We start from the raw sequence: 19165 nt of genomic DNA on the forward strand, positions 1-19165 counted from the left end.
TTTCCTTTGTTAATTTCCTCCCAATCGCTGTGCTTCCCCGTTATTAAAGAAGGGATAGGGGGATGAGGGGGAGTTGTGGAGATTTCAGGAAATTTTCGTATCACTTCGTAGGTATAGGTGGCATTGGTATGAGTGCAATTGCCCAGGTTCTCAGGGAGAAAGGTCATATTGTCGGTGGTTCTGACAGAAATTACGATAAAAATATTACCCAGGATATATTCTCCAAGCTCTTAATCCAGGGTATTTCACTCCATCCTCAGGATGGTTCTGGTGTTAAAGAAAATACCGACTACGTAGTTGTTTCCTCCGCTATCGAAGAAGATAACCCTGATGTTAAAAAAGCACGTATATTTGACAAAAAGATTATAAAGCGTGCCGACCTCCTTGCTGAAATGTTTAACCCTGGATATGGCATTGCTATTGGAGGAACGAATGGAAAGACCACGGTAAGTTGTATGGTGGGCTACATCCTCGACTTTGCCGGCCTGTCTCCCACCATTATCGTAGGTGGCTGTATCAAAAATTATGTAAACAACTCCTCCTTAGGTAACGCAAAGACGGGTGCCTCGGATATTATTTCCATTGAGGCTGACGAGAGTGACGGCAGCATTGTTTTGTATACACCCCGCGTATCCGTTATTACCAATATCTCGAAAGATCACAAGTCTACCGAAGAGATATCGAAGATGTTTATAACTCTTTCACAAAACACACGGGAAAGGCTCATTCTCAATACCGATTGTCCGTATCTGAGAATGATAGATTTTGAGCATAAGAGTGTTGTTACCTATGGATTAGACAACAACGCCGGTCTATGTGCAAAAAATATAGCCTACAAATCATTTCAATCCACATTCACCGTGGACAATCAGGCCTTTGAGATAAATCTCCCCGGTAGTTACAATGTATCGAACGCACTTGCAGCTATCGCTGTGGCGAGGAGTTTAAACATCAGTGATAGCAAAACAGCAGCAGCACTGAGAGAATTCAGGGGTGTACAACGCAGGATGGATATTACCGGTGAGGTTGATGGAATAAGGATAATAGACGACTATGCCCACAATCCTGAAAAAGTTATGGCAGCAATAAATGCTGTAAAGCTTGGCTGTAAGCGGGTCATTGCCATCTTTCAGCCGCACGGTTATGGTCCCACCAATTTTATGAAAGAGGAATTTGTCGAAGCATTTACGAAAGTTCTTTCTCCTCACGACATACTTTTTATGCCAGAAATATTCTATGCCGGAGGCACTGCAAGAAAAAATATCTCTTCTGCCGATATTGTTAAACGGGTAAGAGAAGGCGGCAAAAATGCCTTTTTTATTGAAAGGAGAGACGATATTATTCCAGCAATTCATAAGATGGTTTCTGCCGGTGACGGTATCCTTGTTATGGGGGCCCGGGATAATACGCTCACAGAATTTTGCCAAAAAATTTTACATTCAATTAAAAATCAATTTGATACCTTAATTTGTTCTTTCCCTGATAGAAACAAAGAATAAACACCTGTTCAATGTTCAATTGCAGGTAACAGTCGCAGTTTAAAAAAGGTGGAAAACATTTGAATGACAACGATTGACTCTGTTATCCTGTACTAGCGTGCTTTGTTTATGAATAAACTCACGCCAGGGGGACGAACGAACTCTACATCACGGCTTATTTTTCCTTCCAATTCGTGTGAAATACACCTGGTTGATCGACCCTTTCAAAGGTGTGTGCCCCGAAATAATCGCGTTGGGCCTGGATAAGGTTGGCAGGGAGACGTTCTGAGCGGTATGAGTCAAAATAGGCCAGTGAGGCGCTCATTGCTGGTACAGGAATTCCCAAATCAACAGCCGTCTTAACGGCAAAACGCCAGGCGTCCTGCCGGCTTTGGATAGCTTGTTTGAATTCATCATCCATCAGCAGATTGGGCAGGGCCGGGTTGCGACGGTAGGCATGCGTAATATCGTCCAATAACCTGGCACGAATAATGCACCCGGCACGCCAAATACGGGCAATTTCACATAAGTCCAGGCCGTAGCCATATTCTGACGAGGCTTTTTTGAGCAGGGCCATGCCCTGCGCATAGGAGCAAATCTTTGATGCATACAGCGCAGCCCGTGCTGCGTCAATGATTTTTTGCCGGTCACCACTATAGGTACCCTTCGGGCCGAAGAGTATTTTAGCGGCAGCCACCCGTTCTTCTTTCATGGAGGAAAGAATGCGCCCGTCTACCGCTGCCGTAATCGTGGGAATAGCGGCACCGATATCGAGGGCGTTTTGGCTGGTCCACTTGCCGGTACCCTTTTGCCCGGCTTTATCCAAAACTAAATCAACCAGTGGTTTACCGGTTTTATCATCCCGTTTGGTAAAGATGTCGGCAGTAATTTCGATAAGAAAAGAGGAAAGTTCTCCGGCGTTCCAGTCGCTAAAAATCCGATGAAATTCCTCTGGTGAGGGATTGATGGCAGTTTTGAGCACAGCATAACTCTCGGCGATCAGTTGCATATCGCCGTACTCAATGCCGTTGTGCACCATCTTGACGTAATGACCAGCACCACCAGGACCAATGTAGGTTACACATGGCGTACCGTCTGACGGCGCTTTTGCTGCAATGGCCGTTACCAGCGGCTCAATAATGGCGTATGCCTCTTTGGTGCCACCCGGCATCAGGCTGGGACCGTAGCGGGCACCTTCCTCCCCACCGGAAACGCCCATGCCGATAAAGCGCAGGTTTATTGATCCCAACTCTCTTGCCCGCCGCTCGGTGTCGGAAAAAAAGGTGTTGCCGCCATCAATGATGATATCGCCTGCATCCAGCAACGGTTTTAGCTGGCTGATAACGTCATCCACCGCCCTACCGGCCTTGACCATAATCTGAACGGTGCGTGGACGCTCCAGGCTATTGACGAACTCTTCCATCGTATAAGTAGCGGTAATACTCTTGCCTCTTGCCTCACCCGCCATAAATTCATGGGTTTTTTCTGCGGTACGATTGAAAACCGAGACACGAAAACCGTGGTCTGCGGCATTCAAGACCAGATTTTGCCCCATAACGGCAAGCCCAACAAGTCCAAATTGGTTTTTTGACATAGCATCCTCTTTTTGCATTAAGCGGTTAAAACATTTAAATTAGGTTTTCAGCTACTTTTTCAACGTAGAGCGAAGAGTCTCTTCGCTCTACAATCGCAATTTCGAAATTCCTTAGCACAGCATAGCCGCGACCAAAGACAACCACCTCTCTTTCCCCGCCTTCGCAAGGGAGGGGACTTCATCGTGAGTCTTCGGAGTGAGTTCAGACGAACGATGAAAAGGAGGTCTATCGTGGGTTATTTGTTATTTGGTTATGATCACAAAACCCGCATGAATAAAATGAAAATTACTATGTTTATCATTGTTATTGAATTAAGGGATGGAAGTTTCTCATTAATTTCCACTTGCGGTTATATGATACAAGATTACAATGTATCATTATTATCTAGCGCAGCACTGCCGCAACCAAAAGCCCCCTCTCTTTCCCCCCCTTCGCAAGGGGGGACACAAGGGGGGTAAAAAACTTTCCTAAAAAAGAAGTTTTTACAGTGTCATACTATAAATCTATTAAAAGTTATATGCAAATTTATTTAAACATAAGGACTCTTTCTATTGCAATAGCCAGTTTTGCGCTTTTAGCAAATTTTTATGTACCGTTGTCCCATAGTAAAGACGTGAAGAAGGAATTAAGCATTGGTGAGCGTTTCCATCACGAAACTTCTTTGACATGGCTTGGTGTCATAGGGGATTTGTTTCACCGTAGACCAAAGAGGCCACCGCAATATAAGAACTATCCTGATTCAAAGGTAATAATATTACCGAAACCAGAATACCGTGGAATATCCCTTGAATCGGCCATTGAAAAGCGGCGTTCCGTCCGTAACTATTCCAGCAAGCCACTTACTTTGCTTCAATTATCCCAGCTACTGTTTTCGGCACAGGGAATAACGGGCAAATCATATGATCAACCCCTCCGCACGGCACCCTCCGCAGGTGCCCTTTATCCCTTTGAGATTTATGTAATTGCTAACAATGCGGAGGGTTTGCCTCAGGGTATCTACCATTATGCCGTGCTTAATCATTCGTTAGAGTTGGTAAAGCTTGGGGACTTTAGAAAAGTGATTACCGACGCTGGATTAAAGCAAGAGATGTTAGGAGATGCTCATGTTACCTTTGTATTATCGGCCATCTTTGACCGGATTCGTCACAAGTATGGAGAACGTGGCTTTCGCTACGTATACATGGAGGCCGGGCATATTAGCCAGAACATTTACCTGCAGGCAGTTTCTCTGGGACTCGGTTCTGTGAGTGTGGGTGCATTTCTGGATGAAGAAGTAAACCAGCTCATTGGTGTCGATGGCCAAAATGAGGCCGTTATTTATCTGCATGCGGTAGGTACACTATAGTATTGGTAAGAAAATGGCCAATTATCTAAAATTGGTGTTTTCATATATCTTCACGGACTGATAGCCCATGAAATTTCCTTAACAAAAAACATCTTTTCCTCATTCCCAAATCTTGTTAGTACTTACCCTAATGAATGTAAGAGAACGGGTTTATACTAGGACGAAATTTTGTAAGATTTCATCCCCTCCTTGCGAAGGAGGGGAGAAGGGGAGGTAGAACAATGCCTTCAATGTGCCTCTTTCGTGAGGGGAATAAGGAAAGATAAAATTAAAATCATTCAAAAGTTTTCCAACAAGGAAAAGAATTAACAAAAAAAGTCTGGATAATGGTAAGTTATAATGGGGAATAGTAGTTAATCTTATCCATGTATGCATTAGCGAAAACTGGTTGGACTGTGCTGTGTTAAAAATGAAGCGAGAAGATATAAATTACATAATCAGTATCCTGCTCATATTCTCCATTTCCATTACAGGAATTGTGGGCTATGTGCAGTCGCGACTCGAACTCCGCAGGTTTGTCCCACACCGCTATTTTGCCTACGCCACCTTGATCCTTGCAGCCCTGCACGTCTTCCTGAACTGGGGAAAAGTGTGGCGCTATCTGCGCCGGAAATTTAAGAGACAATAATTATTCAATCATACAAGGGACTTCCAAGTTATTGTTTGGTTATTGAGTGGTCCTGTGGTGTTCAGGTAGGACCAAAACTCGGTTTGGGAACAAGCAAAGGGTAGAAATGATTCACACATTAATTCAAAAGATTAACGAAGCAATCAATGCCATGGGGCTTAAATCCACGGAGCCAGCTATTCGGAAATACGTGGAAAAACCAAAATCTGTCCAAAAACCCTTCGATTTAGCCCCGTTCATTGAGCACACCTTATTGAAACCCGAGGCAACACGCAGGGACATACTGAGGATTTGCAATGAGGCAAGGCAATTCCATTTCTGTGGGGTCTGTGTGAATCCGGTCTTTGTGGAAGAGGCCCAAAGGCAATTAGCAGGGACTGGCTGTCTGGTTATTACCGTTGTGGGGTTTCCATTAGGGGCAAATTTAACGAGTACTAAGGTTGCGGAGACGAGTCACGTTATACAGCTAGGCACAAACGAAGTGGATATGGTCATTCCACTGGGTGCATTGAAAGAAGGTGATTACAGGACGGTCTATAAGGATATCCGTGCGGTCATTGAAGCAGCGGGACCAGTCCCGGTAAAGGTGATTATCGAGGCAGGTCTTCTGGATGAAACAGAAAAGATTGCGGCATGTTTGTTGGCAGAGCGAGCTGGCGCTGCATTTGTCAAGACCTCGACTGGCTTCACCGCCCGTGGTGCGACGTTGGAAGATGTCAGATTAATAAAGGCAGTTGTGGGTGACAGACTCGGCATAAAGGCCGCCGGCGGGATTCGGGATTTTCAAAGTGCCCGTGCCCTGGTAGAGGCTGGGGCAACCAGGCTAGGTTGTTCGGCATCTGTTGCAATTGTGACAGAATCTTTATAAGGTTGGGTTAGGCAAAGCGCACCCAAATCCCCCTTAATAAAGGGGGATGAAGGGGGTTGTTAAAAACTTGAACAAAAAAGAAGTTTTTACAAAAGGAAAAGGTGAGATAATGCCAGATATTGATTGGAGGAAATATATACATTCAAATCCGGAAATATTAGTACAAAAATACCCCTCACTCAGACCCTCTCCCATCCCTTCGGCTTTGCTCAGGACAGGCAAGGGGCGAGGGAAATTTCCTCCCTTGACGGGATTAAGGGAGAGTGATGTATTTTCATGCCCTTTGGTGTGCTTTCTGCTCATGAATGTTTACTCTGTAAATCTGTAGTTAAAGGGACACGATTATCTATAGGATTCATTTTGTATTTTAGGCTAAAAGGGGTACTCAGACAAACAATCTTAGAGGCAGAACATGCTGGCGCAGAACGAATACTTTTAAAACGCGGGCGTAAGGTGTATAATATTTTTAGTATCTTCCAAAGATAATTATGACATTTTTAGCAAAAAGTATGAATAAAATTAACCCTGTCAGGGTTGGCTCATGAATTTCGTGCTTCGGATTTCGTCTTTTCCGATTTATTTGGGTTACGAGATTATAAGCGTATGAAAGATCAAGAATTATTTGAACCAAGCTCGTTTTTTCGTTGATACAGCTTATGTGTTGGCGCTGCTTAACCCTCGCGATGCATATCACAAAAAAGCTAAAGAATTATTGTCTCAATTGCGTACTGCTCATGAAGTGTGGGTATTCCGGGGACGCCATACTTAATTATTTTTCTTCATTACCTGAATAATCCGAAAATTAAGTATAGTGCCCCTGGAATTCCTGCGGGGGCCCCAAATCTCCTGTTGTAGGCCATTGTGCCGACGGGTTCACTTCGTTTAACCCACCCCTACTCCATTTCTTTCAGAGAGGGTGGATATGGATAAGGCAAGGAGTTTAGCTCTGATATTTACCATAGAAAGGAAGAAAAAATATGCAAAATATGAAATCACGCTTTATAAGAATCTTTGCGTCAACCGTATGTATCACAGCTGTTTCAGGATTTCTTTTGGGCAACGCCTCCTATGCTAAAACGGCTAAGGAGATTGATGCGAGCGTGGATGCCTCTCTGGATCGCTTCCGTAAGGAAGTAAAAGGTGCAGAGGAATTTCTTAAGAGCGCAAAGGGTGTGCTTGTATTACCGGGGGTCATCAAAGGGGGATTGGTTATTGGCGGTGAGTACGGTGAGGGAGCGCTGAGAATTGATGGAAAGACCGTTGATTATTACAGCGTCGCGGCCGCCTCATACGGCTTCCAGTTCGGGGGCCAAAAGAAAGACGTCATCCTTGTCTTCATGCAAGACGAGGCCCTTAAGAAGTTCCGTGAAAGCTCCGGCTGGAAGGCAGGGGTTGACGGGTCGGTAGCCCTGATAAATCTTGGGGCGGCAGCCTCTATCGACACAACGAAAATCAAGGAACCCATCGTCGGGTTCGTTTTCGGCCAGAAGGGGCTTATGTACAACCTAACGCTTGAAGGCTCGAAGTTTACCAAACTTCAAAAGTAAAAGTATGTAGGGTGGATTAAGCGAAGCGAATCCACCTTCTTCACCCCCGCCAGCGGGGGACAGATGATTGTCCCTCTCAGTAAGGGGAGGAGCTTTTGATTGAAATTCCTTGTAAACATTAAATTAGGCACGGACAAACAAGTTTGTCCGTGCCACCCTCTAAAATGAAATTCCTGATCATCAAATTAAGGTCTGTACTCTTTGTTTTTATTTGTCTTTTCTTGATGGCTTATGGTGAAATTTGTAAATCAGAGTCTGTAAAAACGGAACCTACGGTACTCATCTTTTCAGGACATGTGAAAGACCCCGCATCCACAATAGACCACAGGGGGGCTCAATCTTATTCGGGTATATTTGAATGTCAGTTTAATGATGCCATTGTCAGGCATTTTAAAAGTGACTTTTATCAAGTTCTTGGCATACACTACGAGGTTATTCTGGCATCAGGAAACATGGGTTTACAGGAGCGGGTAAACTATGCCAATAGAATCGTTTCCGATCTTTACATTGAAATCCATCATGATGCCGCACAGGCAGAGGATATTGAAAGGGCAAGGCGAGAAGGAGAGAATAGTCCGCTGTGGGATGAAATGAGTGGATTCTCCATTCATTACTCAGAGGGTAATCGCTTTCCGGAAAGGAGCAAGGCCTTTGCTCAACTTCTTGCAGACGAAATGCTGAGCGATGGATTTAAACCGAATTTCTACCATGCCGACGTGGAGAAAATGATCTGTATTGATAGGAAAAGGGGAATATATAACCGGGTAAGTCCCTGGGGACTCTTCGTATTGTATAATATACAAAGTCCGGCAGTAGTAATTGAATGTGGTACTATTGTCAACCCTCATGAGGAGAAGCTCTTGTCTCTTGAAGACACTCGCCGCAAGATTGCCGATGCAATCAATCGCACCCTCATGAGATTCTTCAATATTGAAGTGGAAGAGTAGTTTTTTGGGTTAAGTTATAACCTCCCCTCTTCCTCCCTCCTTCGTAAGAAGGGGGCTTCGTCTTGAGTCTTCGGCGTGAGCGTTCGACCGGGCTCACGCCGAGGGCTCAGTCGAACGATGAAGGGGAGGTCATCCGCCGATTATGTAAGTAAATACATAATCGGTTATCACATACCCCAGAAATCCGCATAAATAAATAAAATGAAAAATTGCTATACAATAAATTTATAGCATAAAACTATAACGGATTACATTTACTTAATTATTGACTTTTGCAGCAAAGAATGGCATAAAATTCAATCATGGTTGAGATTTCTCGTATAGGGTGCCGGGGTACCATATCATGTTACTCAACGAAAGAATCATCGTTAGTTGATATTTTTGTAACAATACTATGAGGTATGTGTTGCTATGTTCACACAAGTATTTTTAGGTCTATTACTGGGCAGCATGGCACTGTCTGGTACTTTTAAGGACTCTGTAAATATGAACCAATCAAAAGATCAAGCTGTTACTTCCATGCAAGAGAAAGAAGTCGTGACGCTTGGCGGAGGCTGTTTCTGGTGTATAGAGGCGATTTTTGAAGAGCTGGAAGGGGTGGAGCAGGCTGAGTCCGGGTATTCAGGCGGCTGGGTTGATGATCCCACATATGAACAGGTCTGTACCGGGAAAACAGGGCATGCCGAAGTAGTACAGGTCACGTTCGAACCGAAGGTTATTTCATTGAAAGAAATTCTAAAAATTTTCTTCACGGTACACGACCCGACTACCCTGAACCGCCAGGGGCAGGATGTCGGCACGCAGTACCGCTCGGTGATTTTTTACCACAGCCAGGAACAAAAGGCTGTAGCCGAGCAGGTGATCCAGGAGATTCAGACAGAGAAATTGTGGAGTGATCCTATCGTGACCGAGATTGTTCCATTTAAGGTATTTTATAAGGCAGAAGATTATCACCAGGAGTACTATAAGCTGAATCCCGGGCAAGCATATTGTCGCATCATAATTGCCCCGAAGATAAAGAAATTCCGGGAACACTCTCGGGATAAGCTGAAAAGAAAACAGTAATTTGTGTATGTCTTTTTTCTGTTTCCAAAGTGGCCACCGTCATGCTCATCCACTTATTGGACGAGCACAGTCTGATTCATCCCATGAACCCTTTTAGCCGCTACATTCCGGAGTTTACTGCCTCCGGGAAGGAAAACGTTACCATTCACTACATCCTTTCCCACCGCGGAGGTATTCCTGTTTCACCGCGTAGTATAGACCAGGAAATAATTTTCAATCCGGTATTGCAAAAGAAAGCCAGGGCATTAGAAGGAAACTGCCAATGATGGTGAACGAAATAAAGAAGAGAGTGTGGTTTCCGGTCTGGCTGTTTACGGGCACTATTATTTTGTTTTGGAGATTAGAGGATATTGTCGGACTGCACCGGGATGAAGCAGTATTTGGCCTCTTTGCAGAAATGATTCTTGATGGCGCAAGGCCGTTGTATGGCATTTTTAACTATTATACCTCTCCAATTCATGCATATTTGCTTGCCATCGTTATAAAGATTTTAGGGAATTCAATTTTGAGTTTGCGGTGTTTAGGTCCGGTTTTCACACTCATAACAATTATTGCGATTTATGACATCGTACGGCAATTTTCTGCTATTCGTGCGTTCTGGATAGCCAGCTTCCTTGTAACATTTCCACCGGTTGTTATGCTTTCGCGACTATGCGGCGAGGTGTTTGTCCTTAATCCCTTTCTTTTCTTCGGGACGATCTGGGTATACGTTAGACTTTGCCGAAGTCAAAAACCATACATCAATAAAATAGGCTGGATACTTACCGGTTTTCTTTTGTCGCTTGGTGTGTGGAACCATGTAATATTTCTGCCCAGTGCCATAGCGCTTGTTATTTGTTATGCAATATTCATGTGGCCTGGTCTTCGGCAGTTTTTAATCAATGGAAGCTTCTGCTCGCTCGGTTTTCTGATTGGCCTGATACCTCGATTTATTTCAGCATTGGTTTTTGGAAATGTTTTATTTCAAAAAAGACCGGCAATCCCTCCGGCTTCGCTGAAAACTTCACTTTTAAATCTTTTGTATACTTTATCGGGTGATGGGCTCTATGCCCGTTTTTCAGGTAAAAGTGTTATTTCATTTGCCTGGGGAATCCTGGGAATTGTCATAGTTATTTTGGTTACGTTTTGTTTTTTAAAGGATGGTAAAAAGGAAAAGAAACTATTTTGGGGGATATGGGTTTTTCTTGTTTTTAACTTTATTGGAATCTGGCGAATCACACCATTCGGTTCAATGGGTTCACGTCTGTGGCTGATTCCTGTATGGTTCTTTCCGATTTTGCTCGGGGTATGGATGACGGACCTTTATGCATGGAAGTGGCGTATTGTTGGTGGCATCATGATTTTAGTAAATTTGATGCTGCTTGTAGTAAATTATTATATACCGAACAGCCGTTCGAATGGTGTTATCAGCCCATCTGTCTATGTCGGAGGTAAATATGACAATGCCTGGGATTATTATGACCATCGCCAAATAGTGGAAAAGCTGACTCAGACGGATGCCGAGTCTGTATTTATTTCAAATATCAATGTATTTACATTCTATTATTTAATGCCAGAAGAGCAGAGGCATCGGATAAAGCTGCTCTGGCCATTAGAGCAAGGTGGCCTGGGAAGTACTCCGGAAAAGCAGCAACTCTATAGCAGATTTAGCTACAGAGGCCCGATGCCAAAATCGGCACTGTTTGTTTTTTATGATAATGATAAGGATTATCTCGATCATTTTTCGAAGCAATGGTATTTCCCTTTAACAATTCCTGACAATGATATCAGCCATTCCGGGTTTAAGATTTTTCGTTTGAAATAAATAATTCCTTCATTTTCAGGTACAGGAGATCCTACGGAAAGAATTCTTTGAAGGGGCTTGTGATGTCTCTTTACCCGCCTCGTTGCGCATTACGATTTTTTCTGCACATTTTTCAAAGAAATCGTATCCTGAACCTGCCTCACCAATAAGAAGTATCATCTTTGCTTCCGTTCATGTATGTTTTGCATATATTATTAACTCCTTTCTAAAAAATTCATTGTCATACTCACAACGCTCATCATAATTTATATACTATACTACTTTGCTGTATTTATTCAAAGAGAGACTTCCCGACATCATCTAATTCAATGTGCGGAGATTATTCGTTTGGAAATCTGTGTAGTACATATATAATGAATGATATAAACCATGTTTTTTCAGAAAATTTGATAAAGGTTTGGTGTTTTCTGATAGCCACAATCCAAAAATAGGATAAATTTTACTGTAACAGGAGAAAGATTCATGAAGCCGATAAAACTGAAAGAAAATATTTATTGGGTCGGAGAAATTGACTGGGATTTGAGGAATTTTCATGGCTATTTGACTCAACGGGGTTCAACGTACAATGCCTACCTGATACTTGATGAAAAAATTACATTAGTTGATAATGTAAGACCTTACCTTTATGAGAAAATGATAAAGCGGATATCACATCTTACTGACCCTTCCAATATTCACTATATTATCTCGAACCATGTGGAGATGGACCATTCGGGCAGCCTGCCGCAGCTCATGGAAACGGCGGAAAATGCTACAATTATAACATCCCCGAACGGGCAGAAAGGGTTAATAGCACATTACAAAAACAGGGATTGGAATTTTAGGGTTGTTAAGTCGGATGAGACAATTTCGCTTGGTAATAAAAATATAAAATTTATTCTTACTCCCATGGTTCACTGGCCGGACAATATGGTGAGCTACCTGGTGGAAGATAATATTTTTTTTTCCAATGATGCCTTTGGACAGCATATTGCTTCTGCTGAAAGGTTTGATGATGAATATCCCCATGGTATCGTTGTTGAAGAAGCAAAAAAATATTATGCCAATATTGTTTTACCGTATTCCAGCATGGTTCAAAAGGCTATGGATTTGATTTCTCCTCTTCCTATTGACATGATTGCCCCAGGTCACGGAGTTGTCTGGCGTTCGTATGTAAATGCTATTGTAGGTGAATACAGGAAATGGGCTGCCAATCAGACGGAGAAAAAAGGGCTGATAATCTATGATACCATGTGGGGATCCACAGAGAAGATTGCCCATACGATACAAGAGGCATTTGAATCACATGGGGTTTCCATAAAAATGCTTAATCTCAGAAAAAATCATATTTCTGATATCATTGCCGATGTATTGACTGCAAGATTTATTTGTGTGGGTTCTCCTACCTTAAATAGCAATATGCTTCCTACCGTGTCAGGGCTTTTAACATATTTAAAAGGGTTATCCCCAAAAAACAGGATTGGACTTGCTTTTGGCTCTTATGGCTGGGGAGGACAGGCGGCTAGCCATGTAGAGAATATATTGAAAGAATGTGGTTTTGAGATGATGGAAACCATAAAGATTCAGTATATTCCTGATGAAATAATACTCCAGGAAATCTCTGACAGACTGAAAAAAGAGATAGCAAAATATTTATGAAAACTTTTACCTAACTCGAACAAGTCGGAAAAGATAAAATCCGAAGTACGAAATTCGTGAGTCAACCCTGTCAGGGTTTAAAACCCTGACAGGGTTAATTTTATTCATATTTTTGCTAAAAATGTCAAAATTATCTTTGGAAGATACTATGAAAGTTGCCAGCTTTAATGTCAATTCGCTGAGAGCCAGATTAAACATAGTCCTTGACTGGATACGGAAAGAATCGCCTGATATTCTTTGCCTTCAGGAGACAAAAGTGCCGGATGATGAATTTCCACAAACTGCTTTTGAAGAGATCAATTACCATGCCGTTTTCCGTGGCGAGAAGTCATACAACGGAGTAGCTATAATAAGCAAAGCCCCTCTGAAAGATGTCCGGGTAGGTTTTGACGAAGAAGAATCCGAAGGAACCCGCCTGATTACAGCCACCGTAAATAAAATCCAGATAATCAATACCTATATTCCTCAGGGTGTCCATCCGCTTCTGAAGCAATTCCGGTATAAGCTGGATTGGTTTCAGAGATTGTATGATTACTTTACCAAAAACTTCCGTTCAGACAAGGAGTTGCTGTGGATGGGGGATTTTAATGTTGCCCCTGAGCCCATAGATGTTTATGATCCGGATCACCTGCAGGGAAGCATATGCTTCCATCCCGATGAACATGCGGCCCTCCAGAGATTTAAAGAATGGGGGCTCGTTGACGTTTTCCGGCTGCATCAGCATGGTCCCGAACAATATACCTTTTGGGATTATCGGGTAAAAAACGCCATAGCAAGAAAAAAGGGCTGGCGGATTGATCAAATCTGGGCAACCCGGCCTCTGGCAAAGAAATCAATAAAAGCATGGATTGATATCACCCCGAGACTTTTAAAAAAACCGTCGGATCATACATTTATTGCGGCTGAATTTCAGATTTAATGGTTTGGTTATTTTACCTGAAGATTTGTGAAAACCATGCCATCGGGCGTATTACCTGTTTTAAAATGTGAAAGAACCCGCTCTTAATATGAAAGTGGCATACAAGACAGATATTGGTAGAAAGAGGATGCACAACGAGGATAGTATCCTGGTTGATGGACCGATGAATATTTTCCTCCTTGCTGACGGAATGGGAGGACATCAGGCAGGTGAAGTGGCAAGTGAATTGGCGGTAAAAGAATGTTATACCTGGCTCAAAGAAAACTTAGGCAACGCCAGGAGTGAAGAGGATATTTCAAAGCTCCTAATGGAATCTCTGTCGAAGGCGAACAATACTGTAAAGGAAAGGTCAACGACAGACATCAATCTCATGGGCATGGGGACAACCCTCATACAGATGTTAATCATCAGGGATATTGCGTGCATATGCCATGTTGGTGATAGCAGGGCATATCTTCTCAGAGAAGGAATAAAGCTGATTACCAGGGATCATACCGCTGAAATGTATGTTGTGAAAAAGAGTGTTGTGGTAGGGGGGTATCTTCCCTTGCAAAAGATGCGCGTACTTACTCAGGCCGTTGGCGGTCAGAAAACGTTAGAACCGGGATTAGAGCATGTAAAACTTAAACCAAGCGATATTCTTCTCCTTTGTTCGGATGGTCTCACCGATATGCTTTCAGATAAAGAAATAGGATCGATTATTCAAAAGTACCGGGATGACCTTACTGCAGCGGTTGATAATTTGATACATGAGGCAAATAATAAAGGAGGGGTAGATAATATTTCTGTGATACTGATAGAATATGAATAAAATTGAAAATCTTGACCCTGATGCTCCCTAAAAATGATCCACGTTTTGAATTATTTGCAAAATAAGATATTACCAATAAACTTGAAACGAGTATCGATTACCATCCTATTACTGATAGCTGGCTGTGCTCCGGTCATATCTGAGCAAATCAGAAAGCAAGTGAAACCAGGAGTTACGTTCAGAGAGGTGCTGGAGATCCCCGATCGTTATAAAGGAGAATTAATTATCCTGAGTGGTTTTATTGTTGGGGCAAAAAAAACTGAAGGGGGAACCTTACTTGAGGTATTGCAAAGTCCTTCAGACTTCCGTGGAAAACCAAAAGATATCGAAAAATCGGAGGGAAGGTTTCTGGCATTTGACGACCGTCATCAGGATAGTAATCTCTCTATAAAGGGACAGCCAATTACCGTTGCTGGGAAGATCCAGGGTAAGAGGATATTACCTTTGGGGAAAATGGAATATACCTATCCGGTGATACAGATTAAGGAACTCTACCTTTGGCCGACGGTAAGGAAGCCTCATCCTTATAGTACGTATTCCTTTGAGAGATATTATTGGTGGCGTAGTAGTCTTTTGCGTCTCCATCAAGTGCCGCGGCAGCGCGGACGGTGATTTCTGATTTTAATCTTGGAATTGTTTCGTTAAATGAAGTATGGTAACCTGTTTACCATTTGTGATGAGTTTTCGGGGTGAGTTCAGATGAACGCTTGTCGAACCATGAACGCAGGTATGCAACACTTCATTTTTCCGCCTTTCGTAGATGCGGAAGGTTCGCCTCTTCCCTGATATTAAGGGTGAGAGATGACAAGATGTCTCCTGAGATTGATACCATACAGACAATGGAAAAGATTTATAAAAGCAGTTAAAAAAACAGAAATTATCCACGATACGGTAACTCAGACCTTCAGGTCTGAGTCAGGACTGAAGTCTTGGGTTATTCCAACGCACTTTTGCTGCCTGGTCTATGGGTAATTTATCATGGGCGTAAAGCTTACCCCTATCATAGGGATTATGATTCACTTCTTTTCGGTACCCCACGTCTTTTGAGGTTCGTTACCATTTCGGGTAAAGAATTTCTCCCCAGCAAAGGGAGATTTCGGCCAGTTAGACCGGAAATTATAGAAACACACGAAATACTTTCTCATTATCAAATTTCTTTAGAGCAACTTATTGATGTAGCCATACTCATAGGCACAGATTTTAATCATGGTATAAAGGGAATTGGGCCCAAGACTGCCTTACGGCTCATACAGGAGTATGGACGTATTGAACAGCTGCCCCCGGATATAAAATCCAGGGTCAGCAAGAATTATGAAGATGTAAGAGAAATATTTTACCGTCCTACAACTACAGAAGATTACAAGGTAGAAGATGGAACAATAGATGAGGATGTGTTATATGAATTTCTCTGCAAAGAAAGGGATTTTTTTCCTGCAAGAGTGAAGATGATAATAGAACGGATGAAAACGAAGTAATAAGTTCGGGGATACCAACAATTCCAAGTCCACACTGTAGTTATTCAATATGCTATGGAAAACCTCACCTTTTCGTCCGACTGAGCTCACGACGAAGTCCCCACCTTGCGAAGGCAATGTCAGTGAATTAAGGGAGAGAGCTTTTCTTCGAGTAAAGCCCAAAGGGCTGATAGAATATAGCTCAGGGCGATACAGTATCTTAATTCAATGACGTTGCCTTGCGAAGGAGGGGAAGGGGTGGTTATAAAATTCTACAGAATTTCACTTAATGTTGTGTAACTACCACACTGGATGAGGTGACCATCAGGCGTTTGTGGTTAATTTAAATATATCGGATACTTTACAGGTATTCCACGAATTCGGCCATCAATCTCCTGATAATATCGTTTATAAAGTCATTATCAAGCCATTTGCTCAGATTCACTCGTTTGTATATTCTGAGTGTCTTTGAGACGTAGTTCATCCTGTCAATAATAACACTGTCAACATGAGGTCTTATTTCCCTTGAAAGTGCCTCAGGGTTCATAGGCAGCACGGGACCTATAAAGGCATAGGTCTTTATTCCATTTTGATGGAGTATTTTCAGGGCATTTATCCTTGTATGAATGGGTGGGGCATGTGGCTCAAAGGCTTTTTTTATCTCTTCATTATCAGTTGTGATGGTAAGGCCAACTTCTATATCTTGAAATTTCTTAATCAGATCAATATCCCTCAGAACAAGAGGGGATTTCGTGAGTATATCCACGGAGAACTGGTGTTGTAAAAGGGCTTCAAGGCACTGCCTCGTAAGTCTGTATTTTGTCCCGATGGGTTGATAAGGGTCTGTTACTGAACTAATAAGTTTCATGATGCCGTTACCGTTCGTGGCAGAAAAACATCTCAATTCCCTGATGAATGCTGTTGAAATGGGATACAATAAATTCCAAATAACAAAAACCGCAAACAAATTCAAAATTTCAATTACCCAACGACTATCTCAGCTTTACCAGTTGTTGGTATTTATCAGCGAAGAATCAATATAATCAAGACCAGTAATTGAGATTTGGGAAAGTGGAATTTGTTTGTTATTTGGCGCTATTTTTAATTTTTGATTGAGGAGGTCTGGCCGTTTGTCATCCAATATTCACAAAGTGCTTTCAGAAGTGAGTAAAGACCGTATCCAAGGGTATGTCCGTGACATGGAAGGATTGCGTCATGCATGGTTGAATTATGACGCCTTAGAGGAAAGGGCTAAATTTATAGAAGAAACCTTTCGCTCCTTTACCCTCAAGGTGGAAAACCAGGATGTGCCATTCTATGGAAGGAGATACCGAAATATCATCGCTACCATGGGAGGAAGTGATGTTGGAAAGGAATGTATCCTTTTGGGTGCCCATTACGATGCCGCATGGAAAAGCCCGGGTGCTGATGACAATGCTAGCGGTGTAGCTGTGCCCCTTGAAGCAGCGGGGATTCTGTGCAGGCAGAAGCTCAACACGACCATCCAATGTGTCGCCTTTACCCTTGAAGAACCCCAACCACAGACCTTCAGATTTCGGGTCGGGAGCAACTATTTTGTAAAAGAGGCAAAAAGATGGAAAAGGAAATACGGGGCAGTCCTCATCCTGGAGTGTGTTGGATATACAAATAAAGTACCGGGAAGTCAGGGTATCCCTCCGTTGGTAAGAATTCCAGTATCTAAAACCGGTGATTTTCTCGGTGTTATTGCAAATTACCGGTCTAAGTCTCTTATGAATGCCTTCCGCCGTATAACAAATGAATATGTCCCTGAACTTAATGTTATATCATATAAGGTGCTGTTATCAGGTTATATTATCCCTCAAACACGGTGGAGCGACCATGCCTCCTTTTGGAATCACGGATACCCGGCCTTTATGTTGACGGACACAGCCATGTTCAGAAACCCTTACTATCATACCCCATACGATAACTATGAAAAACTTGATTTTACCTTTATGGTAAATGTAACGAAGGCCGTAGTCAGTGTTATTCTGAATCTTGATAATTTGTCTAAAAGATTATTTTCTAGTTGGTATAACTTCTGAAAGCAAAGACATAAGTGCCTTAGAATTGCCTTTAAAAATTTACAGAGGCGTCTGGCTAAGGGAGAAATTACAGAAAAGAGTATGAGAAGATTAAAATGCATTTTTAAGGTAATATATATTCACAGCTTAATTAACACGTATCATTTCCATCCGAAAATATTCGAACTTTTGGCTGGAAAATAACCGCCTTTTGACAAGCGGGACGTTTGTCCTACCAGATTAAGAAAGGGGAAGGGTCGCATCTCAAAAAATAAATGTTGATCCTTCTTGCTGGAAAGATCAAATTAACAAGATAATGAAAATATTAACATTTAAGACCCTAGACCGCGCTTAAATGCAGGGATGTCTATTACACGAAGAGGATATCGACATTCTTTCGCCATGCGGCAGGAATTATTGGAAGTCTGTTCGTTACGAGAGGAGAAGAAGGCTTTCAGCCCATTCATTACGGCATCCGAACTTCTGGTGGCAGATCATTCTTTACAAAAGGTTAAAATACAGGCCATTAGTCAGTTCGAACGATCCTATCTAACAAATCTCCTTATTACCCACAAAGGGAACATCACACACGCCGCAAAAGCCGCAGGAAAAGACCGGCGGACTTTTCAGAGGCTTCTTCAAAAATATAACCTTGACGCACATGCCTTCCGGACAAAAAACGGGTAATTTTTCCCTATCCTCACCTTACGAAATTTTTAGATTTACCTGCTTTATGTCCGCTTTATACATATAAAACCACCCGTAGTATAGTAAGATTCGTAAATTGTATGCGACCTATTACTGTTAATTCACACCAGGTGTATAAATCAGTTCTTCCTTTCTGTCAAATGCGGTAGCCACGCCGCATTTTCATGCCGCATATTGATTTTGGTTGTATCTCTTTGACTTTTATTGCGATAGAAAAACATAATAAAAAAAGTATATGTGGTCAAAAACCCGCATCTATTATTAACAAATGGCAAAATACCCGGAAAAATGAAGGATAAAAAAGAAATACTTT

18 protein-coding genes and 1 pseudogene are annotated in these 19165 nt (G+C 42.3%); 17 read left to right on the forward strand and 2 right to left on the reverse strand.

The features are described from left to right. Positions 1-62: 62 nt before the first annotated feature. A complete protein-coding gene (gene murC, locus E3K36_03575) occupies positions 63-1499 on the forward strand; it encodes a UDP-N-acetylmuramate--L-alanine ligase (GenBank protein MCF6154333.1) in 1437 nt (478 codons plus the stop codon). Between the two features lie 154 nt (positions 1500-1653). On the opposite strand, the gene gndA is transcribed toward murC, so the two are convergent. Beyond that, the gene (gene gndA, locus E3K36_03580) at positions 1654-3072 is read right to left on the reverse strand and encodes an NADP-dependent phosphogluconate dehydrogenase (protein ID MCF6154334.1); all 1419 of its coding nucleotides are present in this window, start codon (positions 3070-3072) and stop codon (positions 1654-1656) included. Positions 3073-3303: 231 nt separating this feature from the next. Between gndA and E3K36_03585 the strand changes: the two genes are divergently transcribed. From E3K36_03585 to E3K36_03650, 14 genes are all read left to right on the forward strand, one after another. Next, a complete protein-coding gene (locus E3K36_03585; protein MCF6154335.1) occupies positions 3304-3531 on the forward strand; it encodes a hypothetical protein in 228 nt (75 codons plus the stop codon). 29 nt (positions 3532-3560) lie between these two features. Then, positions 3561-4418 carry a SagB/ThcOx family dehydrogenase gene (locus tag E3K36_03590; protein ID MCF6154336.1) on the forward strand — a complete coding sequence of 286 codons (858 nt, stop codon included), beginning with the start codon at positions 3561-3563 and terminating at the stop codon, positions 4416-4418. A 409-nt stretch (positions 4419-4827) separates the two neighbouring features. Continuing rightward, positions 4828-5046 carry a hypothetical protein gene (locus E3K36_03595; GenBank protein MCF6154337.1) on the forward strand — a complete coding sequence of 73 codons (219 nt, stop codon included), beginning with the start codon at positions 4828-4830 and terminating at the stop codon, positions 5044-5046. A 151-nt stretch (positions 5047-5197) separates the two neighbouring features. Next, positions 5198-5914 (forward strand): deoxyribose-phosphate aldolase, encoded by a 717-nt coding sequence (deoC, locus tag E3K36_03600; protein ID MCF6154338.1) that lies wholly within the window; start codon positions 5198-5200, stop codon positions 5912-5914. Positions 5915-6891: 977 nt separating this feature from the next. Beyond that, complete coding sequence (locus E3K36_03605; protein ID MCF6154339.1) at positions 6892-7461, forward strand: hypothetical protein; 570 nt, start codon at positions 6892-6894, stop codon at positions 7459-7461. Between the two features lie 143 nt (positions 7462-7604). Further along, complete coding sequence (locus tag E3K36_03610; protein MCF6154340.1) at positions 7605-8408, forward strand: hypothetical protein; 804 nt, start codon at positions 7605-7607, stop codon at positions 8406-8408. Between the two features lie 519 nt (positions 8409-8927). Next, positions 8928-9473, forward strand: a complete 546-nt coding sequence (gene msrA, locus E3K36_03615) for a peptide-methionine (S)-S-oxide reductase MsrA (GenBank protein ID MCF6154341.1) — start codon at positions 8928-8930, stop codon at positions 9471-9473. A 41-nt stretch (positions 9474-9514) separates the two neighbouring features. Continuing rightward, on the forward strand, positions 9515-9739 hold the full coding sequence (locus E3K36_03620) for a hypothetical protein (protein MCF6154342.1): 225 nt from the start codon (positions 9515-9517) through the stop codon (positions 9737-9739). Next, entirely contained in the window at positions 9736-11277 is a 1542-nt protein-coding gene (locus tag E3K36_03625) for a hypothetical protein (protein MCF6154343.1), read from the forward strand. Before E3K36_03620 ends, E3K36_03625 begins: the two co-directional genes overlap by 4 nt. Positions 11278-11739: 462 nt before the next feature. Continuing rightward, on the forward strand, positions 11740-12915 hold the full coding sequence (locus E3K36_03630) for an FprA family A-type flavoprotein (GenBank protein ID MCF6154344.1): 1176 nt from the start codon (positions 11740-11742) through the stop codon (positions 12913-12915). A 148-nt stretch (positions 12916-13063) separates the two neighbouring features. Next, positions 13064-13834, forward strand: coding sequence for an exodeoxyribonuclease III (gene xth / locus E3K36_03635; GenBank protein ID MCF6154345.1), 771 nt, complete (start codon positions 13064-13066; stop codon positions 13832-13834). A gap of 88 nt (positions 13835-13922) precedes the next feature. Next, positions 13923-14645 (forward strand): serine/threonine-protein phosphatase, encoded by a 723-nt coding sequence (locus E3K36_03640; GenBank protein ID MCF6154346.1) that lies wholly within the window; start codon positions 13923-13925, stop codon positions 14643-14645. A gap of 33 nt (positions 14646-14678) precedes the next feature. Further along, complete coding sequence (locus E3K36_03645; GenBank protein ID MCF6154347.1) at positions 14679-15257, forward strand: hypothetical protein; 579 nt, start codon at positions 14679-14681, stop codon at positions 15255-15257. Positions 15258-15574: 317 nt separating this feature from the next. Next, the gene (locus E3K36_03650) at positions 15575-16120 is read left to right on the forward strand and encodes a hypothetical protein (protein ID MCF6154348.1); all 546 of its coding nucleotides are present in this window, start codon (positions 15575-15577) and stop codon (positions 16118-16120) included. Between the two features lie 340 nt (positions 16121-16460). Here E3K36_03650 and E3K36_03655 read toward each other — a convergent pair. Beyond that, positions 16461-16958: pseudogene (locus E3K36_03655) on the reverse strand (radical SAM protein). 271 nt (positions 16959-17229) lie between these two features. Here E3K36_03655 and E3K36_03660 point away from each other — a divergent pair. Continuing rightward, positions 17230-18165: a M28 family peptidase gene (locus E3K36_03660; GenBank protein MCF6154349.1), complete on the forward strand. Its 936-nt coding sequence runs from the start codon at positions 17230-17232 to the stop codon at positions 18163-18165. A gap of 342 nt (positions 18166-18507) precedes the next feature. Further along, positions 18508-18831, forward strand: coding sequence for a hypothetical protein (locus E3K36_03665; GenBank protein ID MCF6154350.1), 324 nt, complete (start codon positions 18508-18510; stop codon positions 18829-18831). Positions 18832-19165: the final 334 nt, after the last annotated feature.

The sequence above is a fragment of the Candidatus Brocadia sp. genome (genome assembly GCA_021646415.1).
Classification (GTDB): domain Bacteria; phylum Planctomycetota; class Brocadiia; order Brocadiales; family Brocadiaceae; genus Brocadia.